General features: G+C 36.8%; 24 protein-coding genes and 1 pseudogene. 6 read left to right on the top strand and 19 right to left on the bottom strand.

Annotation, left to right across the window (positions count from 1 at the left end):
• The first annotated feature begins 33 nt into the window (after window positions 1-33).
• Window positions 34-594 (top strand): hypothetical protein, encoded by a 561-nt coding sequence (locus IPP64_05150; GenBank protein MBL0328805.1) that lies wholly within the window; start codon window positions 34-36, stop codon window positions 592-594.
• Here IPP64_05150 and IPP64_05145 read toward each other — a convergent pair whose 3' ends face one another.
• The 17 genes and pseudogenes from IPP64_05145 to paaA form a co-directional block, all read right to left on the bottom strand.
• On the bottom strand, window positions 595-1050 hold the full coding sequence (locus tag IPP64_05145; protein ID MBL0328804.1) for a hypothetical protein: 456 nt from the start codon (window positions 1048-1050) through the stop codon (window positions 595-597).
• A complete protein-coding gene (locus tag IPP64_05140; protein MBL0328803.1) occupies window positions 1050-1493 on the bottom strand; it encodes a hypothetical protein in 444 nt (147 codons plus the stop codon). Before IPP64_05140 ends, IPP64_05145 begins: the two co-directional genes overlap by 1 nt.
• Before the next feature lie 4 nt (window positions 1494-1497).
• A pseudogene (locus tag IPP64_05135) lies at window positions 1498-1890 on the bottom strand (hypothetical protein).
• A 1-nt stretch (window position 1891) separates the two neighbouring features.
• Window positions 1892-2488, bottom strand: coding sequence for a transferase hexapeptide repeat family protein (locus IPP64_05130; GenBank protein MBL0328802.1), 597 nt, complete (start codon window positions 2486-2488; stop codon window positions 1892-1894).
• 20 nt (window positions 2489-2508) lie between these two features.
• Window positions 2509-2835 carry a four helix bundle protein gene (locus IPP64_05125; GenBank protein ID MBL0328801.1) on the bottom strand — a complete coding sequence of 109 codons (327 nt, stop codon included), beginning with the start codon at window positions 2833-2835 and terminating at the stop codon, window positions 2509-2511.
• A gap of 63 nt (window positions 2836-2898) precedes the next feature.
• Window positions 2899-4110, bottom strand: a complete 1212-nt coding sequence (gene pcaF / locus IPP64_05120; protein ID MBL0328800.1) for a 3-oxoadipyl-CoA thiolase — start codon at window positions 4108-4110, stop codon at window positions 2899-2901.
• Window positions 4111-4160: 50 nt separating this feature from the next.
• Entirely contained in the window at window positions 4161-4586 is a 426-nt protein-coding gene (locus tag IPP64_05115; protein MBL0328799.1) for a hotdog fold thioesterase, read from the bottom strand.
• 20 nt (window positions 4587-4606) lie between these two features.
• A complete protein-coding gene (locus IPP64_05110) occupies window positions 4607-5350 on the bottom strand; it encodes a phenylalanine 4-monooxygenase (GenBank protein MBL0328798.1) in 744 nt (247 codons plus the stop codon).
• A 262-nt stretch (window positions 5351-5612) separates the two neighbouring features.
• Window positions 5613-6797 (bottom strand): NAD(P)-binding domain-containing protein, encoded by a 1185-nt coding sequence (locus IPP64_05105; GenBank protein MBL0328797.1) that lies wholly within the window; start codon window positions 6795-6797, stop codon window positions 5613-5615.
• Between the two features lie 3 nt (window positions 6798-6800).
• On the bottom strand, window positions 6801-7166 hold the full coding sequence (locus IPP64_05100; GenBank protein MBL0328796.1) for a four helix bundle protein: 366 nt from the start codon (window positions 7164-7166) through the stop codon (window positions 6801-6803).
• 46 nt (window positions 7167-7212) lie between these two features.
• On the bottom strand, window positions 7213-7992 hold the full coding sequence (locus IPP64_05095) for a 2-(1,2-epoxy-1,2-dihydrophenyl)acetyl-CoA isomerase (GenBank protein MBL0328795.1): 780 nt from the start codon (window positions 7990-7992) through the stop codon (window positions 7213-7215).
• Between the two features lie 60 nt (window positions 7993-8052).
• Window positions 8053-9096, bottom strand: coding sequence for an ATP-binding protein (locus IPP64_05090; GenBank protein MBL0328794.1), 1044 nt, complete (start codon window positions 9094-9096; stop codon window positions 8053-8055).
• On the bottom strand, window positions 9078-9560 hold the full coding sequence (locus IPP64_05085) for a PAS domain-containing protein (GenBank protein ID MBL0328793.1): 483 nt from the start codon (window positions 9558-9560) through the stop codon (window positions 9078-9080). Before IPP64_05085 ends, IPP64_05090 begins: the two co-directional genes overlap by 19 nt.
• 58 nt (window positions 9561-9618) lie before the next feature.
• The gene (gene paaJ, locus IPP64_05080) at window positions 9619-10113 is read right to left on the bottom strand and encodes a phenylacetate-CoA oxygenase subunit PaaJ (protein ID MBL0328792.1); all 495 of its coding nucleotides are present in this window, start codon (window positions 10111-10113) and stop codon (window positions 9619-9621) included.
• A gap of 82 nt (window positions 10114-10195) precedes the next feature.
• Window positions 10196-10954, bottom strand: a complete 759-nt coding sequence (gene paaC, locus IPP64_05075) for a phenylacetate-CoA oxygenase subunit PaaC (GenBank protein MBL0328791.1) — start codon at window positions 10952-10954, stop codon at window positions 10196-10198.
• 4 nt (window positions 10955-10958) lie between these two features.
• A complete protein-coding gene (paaB, locus tag IPP64_05070; GenBank protein ID MBL0328790.1) occupies window positions 10959-11246 on the bottom strand; it encodes a 1,2-phenylacetyl-CoA epoxidase subunit B in 288 nt (95 codons plus the stop codon).
• 88 nt (window positions 11247-11334) lie between these two features.
• A complete protein-coding gene (gene paaA / locus IPP64_05065) occupies window positions 11335-12276 on the bottom strand; it encodes a 1,2-phenylacetyl-CoA epoxidase subunit A (GenBank protein MBL0328789.1) in 942 nt (313 codons plus the stop codon).
• 211 nt (window positions 12277-12487) lie between these two features.
• On the opposite strand from paaA, the gene IPP64_05060 reads away from it, so the two are divergent.
• Together IPP64_05060 and IPP64_05055 are read left to right on the top strand one after the other, a co-directional pair.
• Window positions 12488-12922, top strand: coding sequence for a hypothetical protein (locus IPP64_05060; GenBank protein ID MBL0328788.1), 435 nt, complete (start codon window positions 12488-12490; stop codon window positions 12920-12922).
• A gap of 30 nt (window positions 12923-12952) precedes the next feature.
• Entirely contained in the window at window positions 12953-16012 is a 3060-nt protein-coding gene (locus IPP64_05055; protein MBL0328787.1) for a PKD domain-containing protein, read from the top strand.
• A 78-nt stretch (window positions 16013-16090) separates the two neighbouring features.
• Here the strand turns inward: IPP64_05055 and IPP64_05050 are convergent, their stop codons facing one another.
• Complete coding sequence (locus IPP64_05050; GenBank protein ID MBL0328786.1) at window positions 16091-17161, bottom strand: 2Fe-2S iron-sulfur cluster binding domain-containing protein; 1071 nt, start codon at window positions 17159-17161, stop codon at window positions 16091-16093.
• Window positions 17162-17276: 115 nt separating this feature from the next.
• On the opposite strand from IPP64_05050, the gene IPP64_05045 reads away from it, so the two are divergent.
• Window positions 17277-18440 carry an acyltransferase gene (locus IPP64_05045; GenBank protein MBL0328785.1) on the top strand — a complete coding sequence of 388 codons (1164 nt, stop codon included), beginning with the start codon at window positions 17277-17279 and terminating at the stop codon, window positions 18438-18440.
• 72 nt (window positions 18441-18512) lie between these two features.
• Here IPP64_05045 and IPP64_05040 read toward each other — a convergent pair whose 3' ends face one another.
• Window positions 18513-19616, bottom strand: coding sequence for a T9SS type A sorting domain-containing protein (locus IPP64_05040; protein MBL0328784.1), 1104 nt, complete (start codon window positions 19614-19616; stop codon window positions 18513-18515).
• 98 nt (window positions 19617-19714) lie between these two features.
• On the opposite strand from IPP64_05040, the gene IPP64_05035 reads away from it, so the two are divergent.
• Window positions 19715-20710: a hypothetical protein gene (locus IPP64_05035; GenBank protein ID MBL0328783.1), complete on the top strand. Its 996-nt coding sequence runs from the start codon at window positions 19715-19717 to the stop codon at window positions 20708-20710.
• A gap of 159 nt (window positions 20711-20869) precedes the next feature.
• Entirely contained in the window at window positions 20870-21520 is a 651-nt protein-coding gene (locus tag IPP64_05030; GenBank protein ID MBL0328782.1) for a carboxypeptidase-like regulatory domain-containing protein, read from the top strand.
• Window positions 21521-21559 lie beyond the last annotated feature (39 nt).

Below are 21559 nucleotides of genomic sequence, written 5' to 3'. Positions count from 1 at the left end.
AATAAAGTATCAATCGTTTAATACAAAAGACAAATGAATAATCGCAGAGAGTTTAGAGAGATAGTAAAGATGAGTAGAGAAGGTAGCGCTCCAAAATTTTTATTACCGAAATTTTTCGGGGCTCTGCGTTTATTCATTTTATTTTTTCTATTAAGCAATCCCACATTTGCACAGAATATCCAGAATCAACAATACGACATCAACGATCCCAGAAATCCAAATTGTCCTTGCCACAAACTGCAAAAACTGGCCGATGACGAATATCAACGAATTCAGAACGACAACAATGCAAATGAACAACAGTTTGCTATGAATATAACTAACTCGAACAAGTTAGAAAACAACGACCAGCAGCAAGTATTAAATCTAAATAACTTTAGCCAGGTTAGTAATAATGAGAAGGAATCAAATCCGGTTAAAAATGACTTCAATTTTAAAAGTCGAGAACTATCAATCGGTTCAGGTAGCTCAGGATCGAAGGCTAAAAAGAAAAAAACTGCAGCCAGTTTTTATAAAAAACTCAACCGAGCAAAACTAAAGCACTCCAAAATAAAAAAAGTAAGACCCAATTACGCGGTTTGCTATAAATGGTAATTATAGAAGTCTGAATTGCTTCGAATGATGCACCGCATGCTTGTGAAGCAAATGTACCCACTCATCAAAGTTTAAATCTCCAAAAAAGGGATTGGTAATCGTTGCACCTTTATTCGTTTCAAAGTAATTGATAAAAGCAGCAATCTGTCTTTCCATTTCTTGAACCGCTTCTTCCATATTAAATTGAATTACTGGTGCAGGAACAGCAGACATTAAGGAATTGGGTGTATTGGGTTTAAATTCTTTATCACTCATCGCGAAGGATTTGTATTTATCCACATGTTCAACCGGAGAATGCAATGCCTGTGTGTTTTTTCCAGTAGCATAACTAATTGACTCTGCCATGTGTTCTACCATTTGCTGTCCGTTTAACACGCCCCACTCCCCTTTTGCTTCAGGACTTAAGGTTCTTACTAATTTCGGAAATTCTGTTTTTAAAAAAGCTAATTTATCCATTAGTTTGTCTTTATTTTAAGTTCTTTAGGAAAGTCTGTTTTCACTATATACACCCCATTCATTGGATTTTCCATTGGAATTGCATCTCTTAAATAGAAATACAAATGAGTATCTCTTGTTCCTTCATCCACCACTTTCTCTGTTTTCTTTAAGAGTTTTTTAGAAACGGCAAATTGCATCTTCGTGCCACTTTCAGTTACACAGTCAACAATAGTCATATCCCACACTTCAAAACTAAAAGGTTTCTCATCAGGGAAAAACCCTGCTAACGTATAAATAGCGTTATTAGAAATTTTAAACTCTTTAACAGGTTCTGAAACTTGAAACTCATCTTCCCATAAATGTTTGATATTATCTTCCGACTCTTCGCCATTGTATAAATCATCCGCCAATCCTTTATTGAATTCAGAGTTTACTAATATAAAATGCAAGTATAGATTCATAGTTTTATTTTAAACTTACTCCTTTTGCGGAATAAAATGGATGTACTTCTACTTTCAATCTTCCGGCTTTCACCATTGGATCTTAGTTTGCTAATTTTTCTGCTTCTTCTTTTGTAGCAACATTATAAATACAGATTCCACGTAAATCACCATCATCTAGCAACGGCCCACAGATATCCATTTTGCCCGAATCAGCCATCTTTGTTAAATGCGCCATGTGCTGCTCTTGTAATTTACTAACTGTTGTTGAATCCTGGGTTCTGTTCTCCCCTTTTTTCAAAAAAACGAGGTAATACGTTTTCATCTCGTATTTTTTATCAATTGTTTTCTCTTGAGCATTTGTTATAAATGCTATCAAAATAAAAAATGATGTCAAAAGAAATGAGATTTTTTTCATGCTATTTCCCTTTCGTTTCTTTCCAGGTTTTATAAATATCCTGTTGCTTCGGTCTGTCCTTTTCAACTTCTCTTAATGGCTGACATTCTTTTAACGATGCTCTGCAATCGTCTGGCAACTGCTGATACAATTTTGTTCCTTGTGTTTTCCATTCCATCATTTCATCACTCACGTCTTTCACAATCTTTGCAGGATTTCCAACAACAACTTTTCTTTCCGGAATAATTGTATTTGCTGGAACAAAACATAAAGCACCGACAATACAATTATCTCCTATCACCACATCATCCATCACAACAGCATTCATTCCAACCAAAACATTTTTCCCAATTGTTCCACCGTGAATAATTGCACCATGACCAATATGTGCTGCCTCTTTTAATAATACAGTCGTACCAGGAAACATATGGATTGTGCAATTTTCCTGAACATTGCAACCATCTTCAATGATAATTTGTCCCCAATCGCCACGAATCGCAGCACCAGGACCAACATACACATTTTTTCCAATGATTACATTTCCTGTAACAGTTGCATTCGGATGAATGAATGCACTTTCGTGAATAACTGGCTTATATCCGTTGAATTCGTAGATCATTAAAGATTAAGGATTTTTGATTAAGGATTTTTTGATTTAATTGTTCTAATACCAGCTGAAAATATTGCCGTTAATTCATCCGCTTCTTTCATTAAATATTCTAGTTCATTATTATCACATTGAATTTCTAAATCTTTTATGAACTCCAACCAGAATAACGTTTCATCAGCTTCCTCATCAACTACTTTCAACTTATTTAAAAAATCAGCAGTAGACTTGCCTCTGCACACTGCTCTATAATTTGCCGCAACAGAAGATGCAGATTTCATAATCTGATAGGTAACTACATCCGTTGATTTACTTTTTGGCAAAGTATTCATAAATTTAAAAGTTCTAACAGCAAACATTTTAGTTCTTTTCTTTAGCTCCTCCTTCGTCATAACAAATCCTCAATCCTAAATAAAAAAATCCTAAATTCTCTCAATAATTACCGCATACCCTTGTCCAACACCAATACACATTGTCACCAACGCATAACGTTTGTTTTGTTCTTGCAATTCGATTGCAGCAGAGTTTAAAATTCTTGCTCCGCTCATTCCTAATGGATGGCCCAAAGCAATTGCTCCTCCGTTTGGATTTATTCTTGAATCGTTATCAGCAATTCCTAATGCGCGCGTACATGCTAATGATTGCGCAGCAAACGCTTCGTTCAATTCAATCAAATCAATATCTTTCATGGTTAATCCAGCACGTTTCAAAGCCATGTTGGTTGCTTCAACCGGACCGATTCCCATAATTCTAGGCTCCACACCTGCAACACCACTGGAAACAATTCTTGCTTTCGGGACAAGGTTGTATTTTTTGATGGCATCTTCTGAAGCCAATAAAATGGCAGCTGCTCCGTCATTTAATCCGGATGCATTTCCTGCTGTAACGGTTCCACCTTCTTTTTTAAATGCGCCTTTTAATTTTGACAACCCTTCCATGGTGGTATCTGCACGCATGAATTCATCTTTATCAAATAGTTTAGGATCACCTTTCTTTTGAGGAATGGAAACGGCAACAATCTCTTTTGCAAATCTTCCTTTCGCTTGAGCAGTAGCCGCTTTTTGTTGCGACCATAAAGCGAATTTATCTTGATCTTCTCTCGAAATTTTATCTCTATCTGCTAAATTCTCTGCTGTTTCACCCATTGCATCCACTCCGTAAAGTTCTTTCATCTTTGGATTGATGAATCTCCATCCAAAAGAAGAATCAAACATCTGCTGATCACGACCGAATGCTGAAGATGCTTTCGACATCACCCATGGTCCGCGTGTCATATTCTCTACACCACCGGCAATCATCAAATCTGCTTCACCAATCATAATGCTTCTAGCAGCTGCCATGGATGCAGATAATCCGGAAGCGCATAAACGGTTTACGGTTTCACCGGGAACCTGATACGGCAAACCTGCCAATAGCAAAGCCATACGTGCCACATTGCGATTGTCCTCACCCGATTGATTTGCACAACCCAACAATACATCGCTGATTTGTTTAGGATCAATACTTGGATTACGCTTGATTAATTCTTTTAAAACAATCGCAGCCAAATCATCGGTACGCACCGTTGATAATGTTCCTCCGAAGTTTCCTATTGGAGTACGAACTCCATCAATAATAAATGCTGATTTACTCATTCTTAAATTCTTTTTTATGGTAATCGTGAATATTTTATTTTCAAATATTTCTATTTAACATCCCACTCTTTGCTGGTGCGATACACCGTTCCTTTAAAGAGTGCTACAACTTTATTATTTTGATTGGTAATAGTAACATGATAAACAGCTACTTTATTGGATAGACTCATTTCCTCAGCGGTTGCAATGATAACATCTCCTTCTTTTAGGGATTCTGTATGCGAAATACTTGTTTCAACAGAAACACTCATTCTACCATGAGAATTCGATGCAAATGCCAACGCACTATCTGCTAACGAATAAGTAATTCCGCCATGCGCGATGGCAAACCCATTTAACATTTCTTTTCGAATAGTCATGCGCAAAACACATCTACCTTGCTTTACTTCTAATCGTTCTATTCCAAGCCACTGACTAAACCAATCAGCATCGAACATTTTACTGACAGCTTTTTCCGGTAGAGAATTACTTTCCATACAACAAAGTTATCAAAATATTAGAGAATTACAGCCTCTTTTTCGAGGGCTTTTTGAAGCAGATTTTCTATCTCAGATAGCGAATTATAGAGCTGTTCAAAGGATTTGATTACAAAATACCTCTCCTGAATGATATCTGTTCTAAAATCGGTATTAAAAATGGTTGCCACGTCAAAATCCAAACGAATAGCCTTCTCGCTTAAACAATGTTTTGTTTCTCCCATCGATGAGATAATTCCCGCTCCGTAAATCTTAAGTTCATCTTTCTCTTTTATCAAACCAAATTCGATGGTGAACCAGTAAATTCTCCCCAGTAATTCAATTGCTTTCGGATTATCAATATGCTTCAACGCAATATCACTTATTCCTTTGAAAAAATTCACATAATTGTGATTGCTCAGAAGAGGAACGTGTGCAAATACATCATGAAACATATCCGGTTCTTCTAAATAATCCAATTGCTCCATTGCTCTTAACCAGCAAGTGGACGTAAATTTTTTATGAGAAAGAAATTCAAAAAATTCTTTTTGCGGACTAATGTTCGGAACGACTTGAATGCTCCAACCAGTTATAGGTTTGAGCAACGTTCCTATTTCTTCGAAATTGGGAATTTTGTCGGATGAAAATTTTACTACAGCCAATGCTTCTAAATATTCGGAAGAAACAATTGGCTTTAGAATGTTCATTTGTCGGTTAAACAACGTTTCCCATACCAGGAAATCGTGTTTTGTGTAATTGTCATAAATCTGTTTTGTTGGTCTCATCGTTTTTAGTTAAAAGATTGAAAAATTAAAGGTTGAAAAATTGGGCAACAAAAAAAGCCCGCTTCTTTCGAAACGGGCTTATATAGTTGTATGTAGAAGTATCTAGTCTATGAACAATATATTACCATTCCGAACTGAGTGCTCAGATAATAGTAATAATACATATTGTTCATTTTTTGCATGTAGCAAATGTAAGAAAAATAAATTAATCGAATAAAATTTCTTCGCTTCTCCCGATAGCTATTGGGACGAAATGACAATTCTAATAGAACTTCTTTTCGTCACGCACCATCATCTTTAAAAGAATAGATGGACGGTAGCGGTCTTCGTTGTATAATTCATATAATACATCCAAAGAAGTATAGACATTCTTCAAGCCGATTTCATCTGCCCATTTCAACAATCCTTTAGGGTAATTCACTCCTTTGGTCATGGCTAAATCCAAATCTTCTTTGGTTGCCAATTGTAAATACAAGGAGTCAATGGCTTCGTTGATTAACATGGTGATTACACGATTGAAAATGTATTTCCCTAATTCTTCGTCTTGTTTTGGCTGAGGCATTGCAACACCTTCAGCATAATTATAATATCCTCTCCCCGATTTTCTTCCAAACAATTTTGCTTCATACAAACGCTTTTGAGTCAAGGATGGCTTAAAGCGCGGTTCGAAGAAAAACTGCGTCCATACACTTTCAGTTACTTTATAATTAATATCATTACCAATAAAATCCATTAATTCAAACGGACCCATTTTAAATCCACCGTATGTTTTCAAAGCCCAATCGATGGTTGCAAAATCAGCCATTCCTTCTTCGTAAATACGGATAGATTCACCATAAAATGAACGCGCCACTCTATTTACAATAAAGCCCGGTGTATCCTTTGTAAGAACGGTTACTTTCCCCCAACTATCAATTATTTTTTTTGAATTTTCTGTTACGGTATTATCGGTAAGAATACCCGGGATAATTTCCACCAATGGCATTAACGGAGCTGGGTTAAAGAAATGTATTCCAATCACACGTTCAGCTTTTTTACAAGCCGATGCAATGGAAGCAATAGACAAAGAAGAGGTATTGGTTGCTAAAATGCAATCTGCAGAAACAATTGCTTCTAAATCAGAAAATAGTTTTTGTTTGACGTCAATATTCTCGATAATTGCTTCGATGATTAATCCACAATTTTTGAATTGATTTAAATCATTAGCAAAGTGCGTGTTTGCAAGAATAGATTTTGCTTTTTCATCAGTAAGTTTTTGCTTTTCAACTAATTTTTTCAAAGTTGAATCGAGATTTGCTTTAGCCTTATCAAGTGTTGCTTGATTGTTGTCATATACAATTACATTATGACCAGCAGTTGCTGCAACTTGCGCAATTCCTGCGCCCATAGCACCAGATCCTATTATTCCAATAATGTTATTAGTTGTTAGTTGTTGGTTGTTTGCCATATACTAGTTTAGCTTTAGGTAATAATTTATAAATCCATTCAATAATTTTTTGCAGGTTGTAGTGTATTCAATTGACAACTCAAGTGTTTCTTCATCAATATAATTTTGGTCAAATGCAAGATATAATTGAGTTTCCAATTCAAACAAGGAACCTCTACTAATATAAAAAAATTGAATTGAATCTTTTGCATGATTTCGTCCACAACCTTCTGCTATATTAGAAGGAATAGACACTGCGCATCTTCGCATTTGATTAGACAATCCATACATCTCTTCTTTGGGAAACATTTTTGTTAAATCATAAACGTGTTTTACCAATTTTCTAGTTTCTTTCCAAACATCCAAATCATTATATACTTTGTAACTCATAACTTCATTTTACTTTCCAACAACTAACAACCAACAACCAACCAACTTATTCACCTTTGAAAGTTGGTTTTCTTTTTTCTAAAAATGCATTCACCCCTTCGGTATAATCATAGGTTGATGCAGCGTGCACTTGCATATCACCTTCGTACGTTAATTGATCTACTAAATTATTCGACATGGATTTATTCAGCAACAATTTTGTGTATCCGATTCCTTTTGTCGGCATTTCCGCCAATGTTTTTGCAATCACATTTGATTCCGTTTGCAGATTGGCATCATCTACCATTTTATAGACCATTCCCATTTTTTCTGCATCTGCTGCAGACACTTTATCACCCAGCATCATCAATGCCGATGCTTTTCCAAAACCAATTAAACGAGGTAGAAAGAATGTTCCACCGCTATCCGGGATCAATCCGATTTTACTAAACGCTTGTATAAACGCGACTGATGCAGCAGCAATTACCACATCACAAGCCAAGGCAATGTTTGCTCCCGCTCCTGCAGCCACACCATTTACAGCACAAACAACAGGTTTTTCAAGGTTTCTTATTTTTAGGATAATGGGATTGTAATGTTCTCGAACAATGCGTTCAATTCCCGGACCGCTTGTATCCATTGCTTCCGAAAGATCTTGTCCTGCACAAAATGCTTTTCCTTCTCCGGTTAACAAAACAGCACGAATCGATTTATCGGATGCTGCTTTGTCCAAGGCTGCTTGAAGTTCTAATGCCATCGCACGATTAAAACTGTTGAATTTATCGGGACGATTCAGCGTAATTTTCAAAACGCCACCATCGGTTTCTGATTTTATAAATGTTGTCATAATTTGGTTGTTTAACAGACCAAATATAACTGCAATTAGCCAATAAAAAAAGGGGAATTATCAGGATTTGGTGAAACGGATATCGTAGGTGGAACCAGATTGATTTTCGTACGTTAATGTTGCATTTATCTGATCGATTAATCCATGGATAATATCCAAACCAACAGAGGATGCTGCGGCATTGTCGAAATCATAACCTGGACCAGAATCTTTGATTCTTAAAAATACTTTTTTGTTGTTTTCAATCAACGAAACTTCGATTGTTCCTTCCTGTTGATTGTTAAAAGCATGTTTATAAGAGTTGGTCACCAATTCGTTCACAATAAGTGCTAAAGGAATAGCGGTTGACACATCCAATTCAACATCATTAATTCCTTTTTTCATAACTATTTCTTTATGATCACTATCAAAAGAGCTATGCAAATTGGATAAAATCTCTTCTAAATAGTGTTTAAAATTAACACTCGAATACGATTTGGATTGATACAACAATTGATGTACCGTTGCAATCGAATTTAAACGATCACGAGATTCATAAAACAATTTTTTATGGTACTCATCTTTTGCTTTGTTGGCTTGCAAATTCAACAAACTGGAGATAATTGTTAAGTTGTTTTTAACGCGATGATGCACTTCTTGCAACAATACCTTTTGTTCGTTTAAGGCAACTTCCAAGTCGTTTCGGGCCTTTTGCTTTTCACTTGTTTCTAAGGCTAGGGAAATAATTTGTGCGATAACCAATCCGAATTTCTGTTCTTGCAAATTCCATTCACGTGGAGAATTGGTGTGTTCAAAACACAATACACCAATCATTTCTCCTTCAATACGAATAGGGATATCCATTAATGAGCGGATGTTATGTGGCTTCAAATAAATATCCAGCAACTCATGTGTTTTAGAATCAACATAGGCATCAGAGGAAATAATTATTTTTTCCGATTCGAACAATTTAAAATAGTTCGGCATTGCAATACGGGGCAGATCACCTTGGGCAACCAGCTTATTTTGAAGCGCATCAAAATTACCAATACAATGAATTTCGGAATAGGTTGGAGTAAACAACCAAGCATTTACACGCTGCGTATTTACTGAACGAGATGCCATTTCGAGAATTTCATAAATCGCATCATCCAATTTTCCATCTCTAATTTTTCTCGATTTAGAAAGATGTTCAACTGTAAGTGTTTTTTCAACAGGTCCTTACGAATCCGTTGATAGGGAGAATTATCTTTTATGTAAAGTATGAAACGACCTTCTTCGTCTGTGTTCGTATTTTTAATTAACCGAACACGTGCAACAAACTGAGAGCCGTCTTTCTTTTGCAATGGCGTATAAAAAACGATTGATTCGGAATAATTGGCTGCCTCAAAAAGTGCGACCATTTCCTTTTTCTTATCGAAAAATAAATCATCCACCGATTTATTTGTCAACTGTTCGTTAGAATAACCGATGAGTGAAATAAAAAAATCTGAACAAAAAATGATTTGATGTTTTGTATTCAGCAATACAACACCTTCAGTAAAATGATTCAGTAGTTGAGTAGTAGTATGTTTATCCAAAACAGACATTCGTAGTATAATTTTAGATTCTTATCGTAAATATACGACAATTTATCGAAACATTAAACTATAAACATTTAAAATAATCGAAAGGTTCTTTACAGTCGAGGCAACGATACAAAGCCTTACAGGCTGTAGAGCCAAATTGAGAAATCATTTCAGTATGAATGGATCCGCAGAGGGGACATTTTAAATCGCGGGCTTTCCCGAGTAATACTTTTTTATCGACCGAAGAATGATCGGGAGGAGCAATGCCATATGCTCTTAATTTTTCTTTTGCTTCATCCGAAATCCAATCGGTCGTCCAGGCAGGAGAATAGACCAACTCCACGTTCACCTTTTCGATTCCAATTTCTTTGAGTTTTATTCGAATATCATCCTCAATCACTTTCATGGCTGGGCAGCCGGTGTAGGTTGGAGTAATAACAATTACACACACCTCATCTACAAACTTTACTTCACGTAAAATACCAAGTTCAATAATATTGATAACAGGAATTTCAGGATCAGGTATTTCTGAAAGGAGTTTGAAGATTTGTTCTATGCTATAATTAGAGACCATTAGGATGAGATTGCTTCGTTTCTCTCGCAATGACGCTACGAAATGAAAAGTGTATTATACATAGAGATTTATTATTCAAAAGCTACCATTTGGCTCCAGGATACGCTCTATGCACGTATTGCATTTCCGCTAATAAAAACCCTAAGTGCTCAGAATGTTTCCCTTCTTTACTACCTTTTTGCTTGAAAGTGGTTGTTGGAATTTCTAAGGTTGCTTCAGCCAACACTTCATGAACGCGTTTTTCCCAATTTGCTTTCACTTTATTTAAATCAGGAGCAATGCCTTCTTTCATCAATAGTGTATCCACCTCATCCATGTCAAACATTTCAGAAGTAAACATCCACAAATCGTTTAACCCATTTTGCAAACGCTCATGACTTTCTGCCGTTCCATCTCCTAAGCGCAACATCCATTCCGTTGTATGACGCAAGTGATACGTAATTTCCTTATGAGACTTTACAGCAATTGCTGCAATGGTTTCGTCTTTACTACTTTTTAATTCTTCGTATAAGAAAAACATATACGTATCAAATAAAAATTGACGAGCAATCGTATTTGCAAAATCTCCGTTGGGTTGTTCGGTAATTAATAAATTACGAAATTCTCTTTCGCCACGCATAAATGCCAAATCATCCTCTGTTCTACCTTTTCCTTCAACTTGTCCGGCATAACCTAAAATAGAAGTAGCATTGCCAACAAAATCCAAAGCGATATTAATCAACGCGATATCTTCCTCCAGAATTGGTCCATGTCCACACCACTCCGACAAACGGTGACCGATAATCAAACTGCTATCACCTAAGCGCAGTAAGTATTCAAATTTTGCTTCTTGTAATGTCATTTGATTATAAATATTTTACTCCTTCCGGAATTTTATAAAATGTGGGGTGGCGATACGGTTTATCGTTGGATGGTTCAAAAAATGCACCTTGATCTTCCGGGCTGGAAGCCGAAATTGCATTCGCTGGAACTACCCAAATACTAATACCTTCGCTTCTACGCGTATATACATCGCGCGCATTTTGAATTGCCATTTCAGCATCAGCTGCATGAACGTTACCCACGTGCTTGTGTGATATTCCCGGATTTGCTTGTACAAATACTTCCCATACCGGCCATTGTGAATCACTCATAATCTTAGTTGTTAGTTATTAGTTTAAAGTTGTTAGCTCTGGTCATAAAGTGTTTTCCAACAACTCACAACCAAAAACGATCAACAATTTATGCTACTTGTTTTTCTTTTGCTTGTTTTGCAGCATAAGCAGATGCGGCTTCACGCACCCATGCTCCTTTTTTATCTGCATCAACTCTTGCTTTCAAACGCTTTGCATTGCAGGGACCATTTCCTTTAATCACATCAAAAAATTCATCCCAATTAATTGGTCCATGGGTATAATGTCCTGTTTTTTCATCAAACGTCATGTCTTTATCAGGAATAGTTAATCCGATAAAATCCGCTTGAGGAACGGTTCTATCAATAAAACGTTGACGAATGGCATCGTTACTTTCCATTTTCACTTTCCAACGCATTAACTGATCACTGTTTGGTGATTGATCGTCACTTGGTCCTAACATCATAATAGCGGGCCACCACCAGCGATTTAACGCATCTTGCGCCAATGCTTTTTGTTCAGACGTTCCTTGTGCTAACGACATCATGATTTCATATCCCTGACGGTTGTGAAAACTCTCTTCTTTACAAATGCGGATCATTGCCCGACAATACGGTCCGTAAGAACCGCGTGCCAAAGCCGTTTGATTCATAATTGCTGCACCATCTACCAACCAACCAATTGCTCCGATATCGGCCCAGGTTAATGTTGGATAATTAAAGATGCTGGAATATTTTGCTTTTCCGGTATGCAATTGAGCTAATAATTCAGCACGATCAACACCCAATGTTTCTGTTGCGCTGTATAAGTACAAACCATGTCCGGCTTCATCTTGCACTTTCGCTAATAAAATTGCTTTTCTGCGTAAGTTGGGAGCACGGGTAATCCAGTTTCCTTCCGGCAACATTCCAACAATTTCTGAATGAGCATGCTGACTCATCATACGAACCAATTGTTTGCGGTATGCTTCCGGCATCCAATCTTTCGGTTCTATTTTTTGTCCTGAAGCAATTTTTGCTTCAAAAGCTTCCAGTTGTTTTGCGTCTTCCATAGTAATCAATCTTATAAGCTATAAAAATACGGATTAAATCAGTTTTTACAAAATTGAAGATAAAATTAATGGTTTTAATCGTTATAAAGTGCTGTATTTCTTACAAAAATCAGATTCAGCAAGAGTACCGATTACTAATAATTTCTTTGTTTTGTGTTTGATAACAAAACGTTTAACTACTTAATTTGTTCTAAACAAAATACAATTTGCAATGAAAAATATCACTCTAAAATTTTTCTTAATAGCACTTTCAATGCTATTATTTATCAATCTTTCCTTTTCACAGAAGAATAAACAAACGCCAAATTATTCAAAACACCCTTATTGGATAGAGATGATGAATGATCCAAATGCAAATTATTTTGAGACAGTGAAAGCTTACGATGAATTTTGGTCCATCCGAAAAATGCCTTCAGAAGAAGATGAAATTATTGGGCAAAAAAAATCTGCCTCAGAAAAACAAAATTTCCTTCAACGCTTTTTTAAATCGAAAGAAGAACGAGCAGAAGAGGAAATAAGAAAATACAAATTGGACGTCAAAAAATTTAAGCATTGGCAATTAAAAGTTAAACCATACGTGCAAGAAGACGGAAGAATTTTGAGTGCAGATGAGCAATTAAAACTTTGGCAAGAACAAAAAAAATAATTTCTTAATCGCATTAAAAACCTATCGACAATGAACATATTTAAATATACCTATCTACTTTTTGCCATATTATTAATTACCACAAAGTGTGTTGCGCAACCTGGAACAACGTGGCAATCGACTGGCCCTAATCTTTTCCCTACGGATATTTCCGGCCAAATAAACGGTATTGGAAGGGTCTCTCAACTAAAATTCCATCCAACCAACCCACTGAAAATGTATGCCGTGAGTGCATCAGGAGGATTATGGATCAGTAGTGATAGTGCAAACTCGTGGGTAAAAACAGGAAGCGACAATTTACCCGCCACTGCCTGTGCATCTGTTTGCATCGATTATACAGACGACAACATTCTTTATCTCGGAACTGGGGATGCAAATTATTATGGCGGAGATTTTGGGATTTGGAAAAGTACGGATGCGGGAGCAACATGGACACAATCCACCACCGGACTGGGAAATTTATTACCAATTGAAATTTTAATGTCGCCTACCAATAATAATATATTGGTTACAGCAACAAACAACGGAATTTATAAATCTACAAATGCAGGAGCCAACTGGGTTTTAGTAAAAACAGGAGGCGATTTTACGGACATGCAATTTCAACCGGGCAGTAGCACAACCTTGTATGCTGTTACACATTCACAATTTTGGAAATCGACAGACTTTGGAACCACTTGGGTTCAAACAACAGCTGGTGTTACCATACCCGGAGGCGGAAGCGGTGAAGGAATGAGAATAGCCGTAAGCGCTGCAAACCCGAGCATTGTTTATGTTGGGATGGTCAAACAAAATGGAACAATCTTAAAATCAACAAACAGCGGTGCTTCTTTCACAACTGTTTATACGAGTACCACCCAATCAATTGTTGGTTATGACGCAACTGATATTGGAGGTGGACAGGGGAATTATAATTTTTCAATGACCGCAGACCCTAGTAATCCCAACAACCTATTTGTTGTGTCACACGTTGTATGGAGAAGCACAAATGGTGGTGTATCATGGACACAATTAACTGATTGGTGGGCGAATTTGCATACGGACATGCATGGAATTGCTTATCATCCAACTTTCCCAGGAAAATTATTCAGCATCAATGATGGCGGTGTTTGGCGTAGTTTGGATAACGGAGACAATTGGACGCAAAGGTCAAATGGATTATCCGCTACCGAAATTTATCATGCATCACAAAGTCCGATTAAACAAGATATGATTAGCATTGGAACTCAAGACAATGGTGAATTGTATTATAGCTCAGGCAGCTGGAAAACAAACAGAGGTGGTGATTGGGGCAGCCGATCGTCTTTTGACTATTTAACCAACAATATGGTTTATTATTATGAAAATGGCGATAGACGAATTGTTACCGGCTCAGATGCTAGTTATAATCTACCCTTTACTCCCACCAATAATATTGTTCTCGAATTCAGAAAAAACATAACAACAACAGGATTTTCTGGTGAACAAAATATCTGGAGAACAACCAATTTGAATGCAGGAACACCAACGTGGACACAAATATCCACCTTCAACCAGCAAGTAAAAGCAATAAATAGTTCTCCGGCAGATTCTACTATGCTGTATGTTGTTACTGCATCCAATAAAGTTTATCGTAGTGACAATGCACTGGCTCCATCACCAACGTTTACAATGTATACCGCTCCGGGATCTACTGCTTTGTATGCTAGCATCGCAGGAATAAAAAGCAACCCCAATATTGTTTATGTTTCTTGTGGAAGTAAAGTATATCGTTCATCCAATAAAGGTTCAACGTGGACGGATGTAAGTTCTAACCTACCCGTTGGAGTAAATATCATCAAAATTTATCATGATGAATTTAATACCAATGAAGCGATGTATGTATGCAGCGCAAAGGGAGTTTATTATAAAGAAGTCGGAAGTGCTTTGTGGACAAATATTTCATACAACTTACCAACAGTTGCAAACATTCAAGATTTTATGGTTTATAACCCCGGAACGACATCGAGCCTGATACGAGTTGCTTACTATGGACGAGGCGTTTGGGAACTTCCATTAAATGTGAGCATGCCACCGGCACCTTCATTCACGGTAAACGAAAACACAATTTGTCCGGGTACTACCGTAACCTTCACAGATTTAAGTACAGGATCTCCTACCGCTTGGAGCTGGAGTTTCCCTGGAGGAACACCTTCTACCTCTACCTTACAAAATCCAACAGTTACTTATCCAGCAGTAGGCACCTACAATGTCACACTTTCTTGTACAAATGGATTTGGAACGAATTCGGTAACCGAGTCATCGTATATGGTTGTGAGCAGCTCTCAATCATTACCTTTCGCTGAAGGGTTTGCATCCTCCGCTACACCGCCCAATTGGTCGAATTATGATTATGCAGGGAATGCTCAAGTGTGGCAACATTCAACAGCTGTTGGAGGATTTGGAACAAGCTCTCAATCGGTATTTTTTGACAATTACAGTTATGATGCAAACGGGGAGCGTGATGAATTGAGAACTCCTTTATTTGATTTCACAGCAGTAACTCATCCGATTTTGACGTTCGATAGAGCATATGCGCGATATAGCGGAACTTACAACGATTCACTTGTTGTTTTAATTTCAACCGATTGTGGACAAACATATACTTCATTGTATACTAAAAGCTCTACTGCATTGGCAACAGCTCCCGATTTCACTTCTGCTATTTTTGTTCCTACTTCCGGACAATGGGATAAAGACACCATTGATTTATTAGCTTATAGTGGACAAAACAACATTCTGTTTGCATTTCAAAATCGAGGACATTATGGACAAGCTGTTTACCTCGACAATATCAATTTGTCGGATCTTTTAACAACAGCTATTGACCAAAATTCAAACATTCATATTTCGGTTTATCCAAATCCTTCATCCGGACAATTTAATTTTAGCGGATTAGAAAAAGGAAGTCATATTGAAGTGTTTGATCTAACTGGAAAGAAAATTTACGAGACAACATCCAACTCAGATATTCAACGCATTGATATCAGTGAAAAAGCAAAAGGAGTATACTTTTACAGAATTACGAAGGACATGCAGTTGATACAGAGCGGTGAGATTAGTTTGCAGTAGATAAATTCCCGCAATCATAAAAAAGAAAAAGGTCGCAATGAAAAAATTGCGACCTTTTTTCATTCAAATATTTTAAACCTACAATCCTTTATCGTAATTCACCACTACTTTATCAGTAGTAGGTCGGCTTTGGCACGTTAAGATAAATCCTTGTTTTACTTCTGATGCAGAAAGCGCATAATTCACAGCCATTTCTACTTTCCCGTCTTCTAATAAAGCACGGCATGTGCAACATGAACCACCTTGACAAGCATAAGGAGCATCCAATCCGATACGAATAGCTGCTTCTAAAATCGTTTCATTTTCTTCCAATACAACAGGATGTTCATCACCATCAATAATGATAGTTGCAGAAGCACCGGTAGCTGTATTTCCAGAAGGTTTTATCTCATCTGCATTTACAGGAGCTGTGAAATACTCGATATGAACAGTTGTTTCATTGATTTTTAGTTCTTTCAATGCATTCACCACATTTTCCATCATTGGTCCGGGACCACAAATGAAATATTCATTGTCAGCAGCTACATCTACATAATCCTTCACCAATTCAATATTCTTCTCTTTGGTCATCATTCCTTTTAATTTTTCAGGATGACCCGTTGGAGGAGTATTTAAAACATGTACAACATTTAATCTATCAGAATTGGACACTGCCAATTGCTCGATTTGTTTTTTGAAGATGATGGAAGATTCGTCATTATTACCATAAAATAAGGTAATTCTGCTGTTCGGTTCCGACTTCAATACTGTTTTTAAAATAGAAAGCATTGGAGTGATTCCACTGCCACCACCAAAAAGGATATAATTCTTTTTATTGGCAGCGTTCATTTCAGTGAAGAAATTTCCCATCGGGAGCATCACTTCCACAACATCACCAACTTTTATAGTATCGTTAATAAATGTAGATACACGTCCATCTTTCACCTTCTTAACCGCAACACGCAATTCGTTTTCGTCAACCGGACTGCTACAGATGGAATAAGAGCGTCTCAACTCTTCCCCTTTGATATTAAATTTCAAAGTGAGGTATTGTCCTTGTTTATATTTATAATCTTGCTTTAAATTAGCAGGTACTTCAAAGGCTACAGAAACTGCATCAGCTGTTTCACGAACAACATCAACAACTTTTAATGAATTGAATCTCGACATTTTATAGAATGATTTTAGGGCGCAAATTTACAATTAATTAAGAAATGTACAAAGATTAAAAACGGGTCGTTTTGCAGAAAAAATATATAAATTGCGAGCATTATCCATTTATTGAATGATTGAGTCCAACAAAGTATTTTTCCCTAACCTCGAAGGATTGCGTTTTTTTGCATTCTTTGTGGTGTTTATCAATCATGCAACCGGCAGTTTAGGATACTTCAACTCATCTGCTAGCTATAGTTTTATCCGTTCCAATTATTTATGGAGTGGCGACTTAGGTGTAAGTTTTTTCTTTGTATTAAGTGGTTTTCTCATTACCTATCTCCTTTTAAAAGAAAAAGAACTCAGCGGGAAAATCAATATCAAAAATTTTTACCTCCGAAGAGCACTCCGCATCTGGCCACTCTACTTTTTAATTGTAGCGATGTGCTTAGTTGTTTTCCCAATGTTTGAACCCATTTTACCGAAATGGTTTCCCATTAGTGTAACTACAGACGAACTCAACAAATGGTTTTATTTAACCTTTACCGGCAACTTTGATTATCTCTACAATGGCATCACCAATGTATTAATCGGAATACTTTGGTCGGTATCGGTTGAAGAACAATTTTATTTATTCTGGCCATTGATTGTTGCATTCATTCCAAACAAATACCTCCTTAGAGCTTTTATCATTATCATTTTAGCATCAGTTGCCTTCCGCTTTTTTTACTCACAAGGAAATGCCATGCTGAACAAATACCATTCACTCTCGTCTTTATCGGATTTGGCTACCGGTGGCGTCATCGCCTATTTGGCCTTCCAAAAAACGACCATCGAATGGATTGAAAAAACACCAAAATATGCCATTGCACTCCTTTATTTATTGCTTTTAATAATGATTCCAATGCGACTCTATACTTGGAAACTCGGAGTGTATTACAGCCATGTTTCTTCTATCATGCCATTGGTTTATTCCACTCTTTTTGCATTGATAATTTTAGAACAGAACTATGCGAAACATTCCTTATTTAAAATCAAAAACTGGAAACTAATTTCATCCTTTGGCAAATTCACCTATGGAATGTACTGCTATCACATGATTGTATTTTTTGTGGTATTATTTCTTTTTTACCTAATGGGAATTAATATCCAGCAGATGAGTAAATACACGTTTATCATACTTTTACTGATTTCTTTTTTCTCAACGATTTTAGTTTCCGAATTAAGTTATCAGTATTATGAATCGATCTTTTTGAGGTTGAAAGATAAATTTAGTTTGATACGAAAGGAAGAATAGATTTCTGATGGCTTCTACTATCCATAAAAAAAGCCCCGTTCTTTATCAGAACGGGGCTTCGTTATTTAAAATTTATTTAGAAACGACTATTCGATGGACAGCTCTGCCTGTATTGGTTTCCAAGACAATCATATAAACTCCTTGAGACAGTTTTAAATCAGCAACAGGAATGGATTGTTGGTACGTTCCTGCTCCTTGCGTTTGATTAATCAATGTAGAAATTGTTTTTCCAACAATATCCGTTACGCGAATTTTTACTTGCGATTTCCCCTTCAATGTATATTGAAAAACAGCATTGTCAACAATCGGATTTGGATAGACCAGGGAATTAAAATCTTCAGTAGAATAATCTGCAATACTTAACTGAGGAACTCCGGGAAGCAATGTGTCTTGATATTCAACATTATTAATGGTAATTGTTCCCAAAACATCCGTAGCATCCACTTTTAAAACAGGAATTTGCATTCCGTTTGCCAACCATTTAAACTCGTAACGAGTAGGACGAGGAATATCGCTTCCAAAGCCAAGAATATCCAACGCCAACGTATCAACCGCGGAGATAGTCGATTTCACACGTAATGTATTAAATGTACCAAATGGCGTAATCAAAGTTCCCCAGCCATCTACCACATTCACACGATGACCATCTTGTCCGTAATATCCTATTGTAGGAATCGGCAATGCGAATTTATAATCACAAGAATCTGTATCTAAATAATCCATTGGAAAATTATAAATCACATCATCTGAAGTATACAAAAAAGGCAATGGTGCACCATTAATGGTGTATCCGGCACCAATTTGACGAAACTTTGAAGAAGATTCTTTTAAGAAATCGTAGGCCATATCCAGTGTAACTCCGGGAATTGGCAAGCTTGTTAAAATATTATTTTCATTCCCGTAGGTTGTATTAAAAGGATTGAATATCAAATTAAATGGAGTTGGAAATGTAAGAGGTGAATCGAATTTTTCGTACCGCTGAAATGTGGGTATCAATGTTGAATAATCCCATGTAAAATTAGCACCGGTTAAATTGATATCATTGGTATCAATTGAATTTGCAACACTAATCAAAACCGAATCACCGGCATTGGGCATATCGGCAGATGTAATTGTTATTTGTGCTGTTAGTGCTGTAGAAAAGACCAGTGCAATTGGGAGTAAAAATTTATTCATCATCTTATTTTTTAAAAAACATTCGAACTCAAATGTATTAAATTTCAGGCAAATAGCCTTCTTTTTTTTGTATCTTCGTATGACAAAAATCAGAAAACATGAAAACGCTTAAAACTACTACAATCCTATCACTTGCACTCACAAGTGTGATTGCATTTAATTCCTGCAAAAAGGACAAAGACGAAGAACCGACAACCACAACGACTACACCTACGCCAACAGCAGCATGTACACCAGCAACAGTTTTTACACCTACATCCGCTGCAACACCGCGCTTAATCTTTAAATTCAAGTTCGATTCCACACAAGTGCGTTTGGATAACATCGGGAATCCGGCAACGGTTCCAGCCGGACATGCCGCTCAATCTCCTATTTTTAACTTCATGAGCCAGCATTATATTGAATTGGCTGGCGACTTCGATTTAGTAGGAGCCGGAAAGGTATTGCATGTTGGAACACAAACCACCGCTGGTGGAGCAACAGCAATTGATTATTGCGCTTCTGTTTTATCTGCAGAAAACGATGTATTCTATTCAATTCCGTTAGACTCCATTACACCGGGATCTTATAAATGGTTGCGTGTATCACTTGCTTACCAAAATTATGATATTACGTATAAATCGGCTGCTGTACCGGGAGGATTTGGAACAGGAACAATTGCATCGTTTATCGGATTCAAAACGTATATCACAGGCTATCAAATCAATGGAGTAAGTTATACACCTTCCTCAGGAACAGGTGGTTCAGGAAATCACAATCAAGGATACTGGGGATTTCAAACCAATGTGCTGGGCACCAATTATTTTTCTGATGGTCAATCAGCAGGGACTACCGTGCCGAATCCATTATTTGCTACTTCACCAATCCCTGCAGGTAGTTGTTTAGTAACCGGTCAGTTTGTCGACAACCTGATGGCCAACTCTCCACTTGTTATTACAGGTTCTGAAACCAGTGATATTGTAATTACTGTTTCATTGTCTACCAATAAAAGCTTTGAATGGATTGATTCTACTGCCGATGGATACTTCGAACCGGAAGCCGGAGAAGCAGTTGTGGATATGGGCATCAGAGGAATGATTCCAATTAAAAATTAAATCCAAACTTAAAACACCTTACAAAAGCCTTCCATTAAAATCGGAAGGCTTTTTTTATGCCAAATTTTACAATAAAAACACTGCGAATACGTTATTAAAAATTGTTCTGAAATGGCGCAATAAATGTGTACTTTTGAGTATTGATTAAGAACTCTTATTATGAAAAAATTTATTTACCTAATCGCGATGATTGTCCTCCCGTTTTTTGCAACGGCACAAAATAAAAAAGTTGCTTGGCAAGATGGGAAACACGATTTAGTTCAATTTTCAGGTGTTGTTGTTGAAGGCGACAGCTTGCGACCGATTCCTTATACAAGCATCATTGTGCAAAACAGTCACCGTGGAACAGTAAGTGACTTTTTCGGATACTATTCATTTGTTGCACAAGAAGGTGACACCATTGAATTTTCTGCGATTGGTTTTAACGATGCATTCTTCATCATTCCGGATACCTTAACAAACAATAAATATTCATTGATTCAAGTTTTAACAGCTGATACCGTTAGTTTAGCATTAACAGAGGTATATCCGTGGCCAACAAAAGAGCAATTCAAAAAAGCATTTTTGGCATTGCAACTTCCAGAAGATGACATTATTCGTGCCGACAGAAACATGGCGCGTGCCGATGTGAAAGAACGTATGACAGGAATGGCAATGGATGCAAGCTTAAATCAAAAATACAACATGCAACAATATCAAAGTAAATTGTATTATGCCGGACAACTTCCTCCCAATAATTTATTAAATCCTATTGCTTGGTCGAAATTTATCAAGGCTTGGAAGAACGGAGATTTTAAGAAGAAGAATTAATTTGCGCTGACGTTTATTTTGAAATTCCCCATACGCCAT

It is taken from the genome of Bacteroidota bacterium, from assembly GCA_016722565.1.
Taxonomy (GTDB): domain Bacteria; phylum Bacteroidota; class Bacteroidia; order 2-12-FULL-35-15; family 2-12-FULL-35-15; genus 2-12-FULL-35-15.
The sequence above is the reverse complement of the archived record's forward strand: the minus strand, read 5'-3'. Positions and strand labels throughout refer to the sequence as shown.

Bases quoted from the DNA above. Each gene is read 5' to 3' on its own strand.
- IPP64_05150 (MBL0328805.1), top strand. From the start codon at position 34: ATGAATAATCGCAGAGAGTTTAGAGAGATAGTAAAGATGAGTAGAGAA.
- IPP64_05145 (MBL0328804.1), bottom strand. From the start codon at position 1,050: ATGGATAAATTAGCTTTTTTAAAAACAGAATTTCCGAAATTAGTAAGA.
- IPP64_05140 (MBL0328803.1), bottom strand. From the start codon at position 1,493: ATGAATCTATACTTGCATTTTATATTAGTAAACTCTGAATTCAATAAA.
- IPP64_05130 (MBL0328802.1), bottom strand. From the start codon at position 2,488: ATGATCTACGAATTCAACGGATATAAGCCAGTTATTCACGAAAGTGCA.
- IPP64_05125 (MBL0328801.1), bottom strand. From the start codon at position 2,835: ATGTTTGCTGTTAGAACTTTTAAATTTATGAATACTTTGCCAAAAAGT.
- pcaF (MBL0328800.1), bottom strand. From the start codon at position 4,110: ATGAGTAAATCAGCATTTATTATTGATGGAGTTCGTACTCCAATAGGA.
- IPP64_05115 (MBL0328799.1), bottom strand. From the start codon at position 4,586: ATGGAAAGTAATTCTCTACCGGAAAAAGCTGTCAGTAAAATGTTCGAT.
- IPP64_05110 (MBL0328798.1), bottom strand. From the start codon at position 5,350: ATGAGACCAACAAAACAGATTTATGACAATTACACAAAACACGATTTC.
- IPP64_05105 (MBL0328797.1), bottom strand. From the start codon at position 6,797: ATGGCAAACAACCAACAACTAACAACTAATAACATTATTGGAATAATA.
- IPP64_05100 (MBL0328796.1), bottom strand. From the start codon at position 7,166: ATGAGTTACAAAGTATATAATGATTTGGATGTTTGGAAAGAAACTAGA.
- IPP64_05095 (MBL0328795.1), bottom strand. From the start codon at position 7,992: ATGACAACATTTATAAAATCAGAAACCGATGGTGGCGTTTTGAAAATT.
- IPP64_05090 (MBL0328794.1), bottom strand. From the start codon at position 9,096: ATGGCATCTCGTTCAGTAAATACGCAGCGTGTAAATGCTTGGTTGTTT.
- IPP64_05085 (MBL0328793.1), bottom strand. From the start codon at position 9,560: ATGTCTGTTTTGGATAAACATACTACTACTCAACTACTGAATCATTTT.
- paaJ (MBL0328792.1), bottom strand. From the start codon at position 10,113: ATGGTCTCTAATTATAGCATAGAACAAATCTTCAAACTCCTTTCAGAA.
- paaC (MBL0328791.1), bottom strand. From the start codon at position 10,954: ATGACATTACAAGAAGCAAAATTTGAATACTTACTGCGCTTAGGTGAT.
- paaB (MBL0328790.1), bottom strand. From the start codon at position 11,246: ATGAGTGATTCACAATGGCCGGTATGGGAAGTATTTGTACAAGCAAAT.
- paaA (MBL0328789.1), bottom strand. From the start codon at position 12,276: ATGGAAGACGCAAAACAACTGGAAGCTTTTGAAGCAAAAATTGCTTCA.
- IPP64_05060 (MBL0328788.1), top strand. From the start codon at position 12,488: ATGAAAAATATCACTCTAAAATTTTTCTTAATAGCACTTTCAATGCTA.
- IPP64_05055 (MBL0328787.1), top strand. From the start codon at position 12,953: ATGAACATATTTAAATATACCTATCTACTTTTTGCCATATTATTAATT.
- IPP64_05050 (MBL0328786.1), bottom strand. From the start codon at position 17,161: ATGTCGAGATTCAATTCATTAAAAGTTGTTGATGTTGTTCGTGAAACA.
- IPP64_05045 (MBL0328785.1), top strand. From the start codon at position 17,277: ATGATTGAGTCCAACAAAGTATTTTTCCCTAACCTCGAAGGATTGCGT.
- IPP64_05040 (MBL0328784.1), bottom strand. From the start codon at position 19,616: ATGAATAAATTTTTACTCCCAATTGCACTGGTCTTTTCTACAGCACTA.
- IPP64_05035 (MBL0328783.1), top strand. From the start codon at position 19,715: ATGAAAACGCTTAAAACTACTACAATCCTATCACTTGCACTCACAAGT.
- IPP64_05030 (MBL0328782.1), top strand. From the start codon at position 20,870: ATGAAAAAATTTATTTACCTAATCGCGATGATTGTCCTCCCGTTTTTT.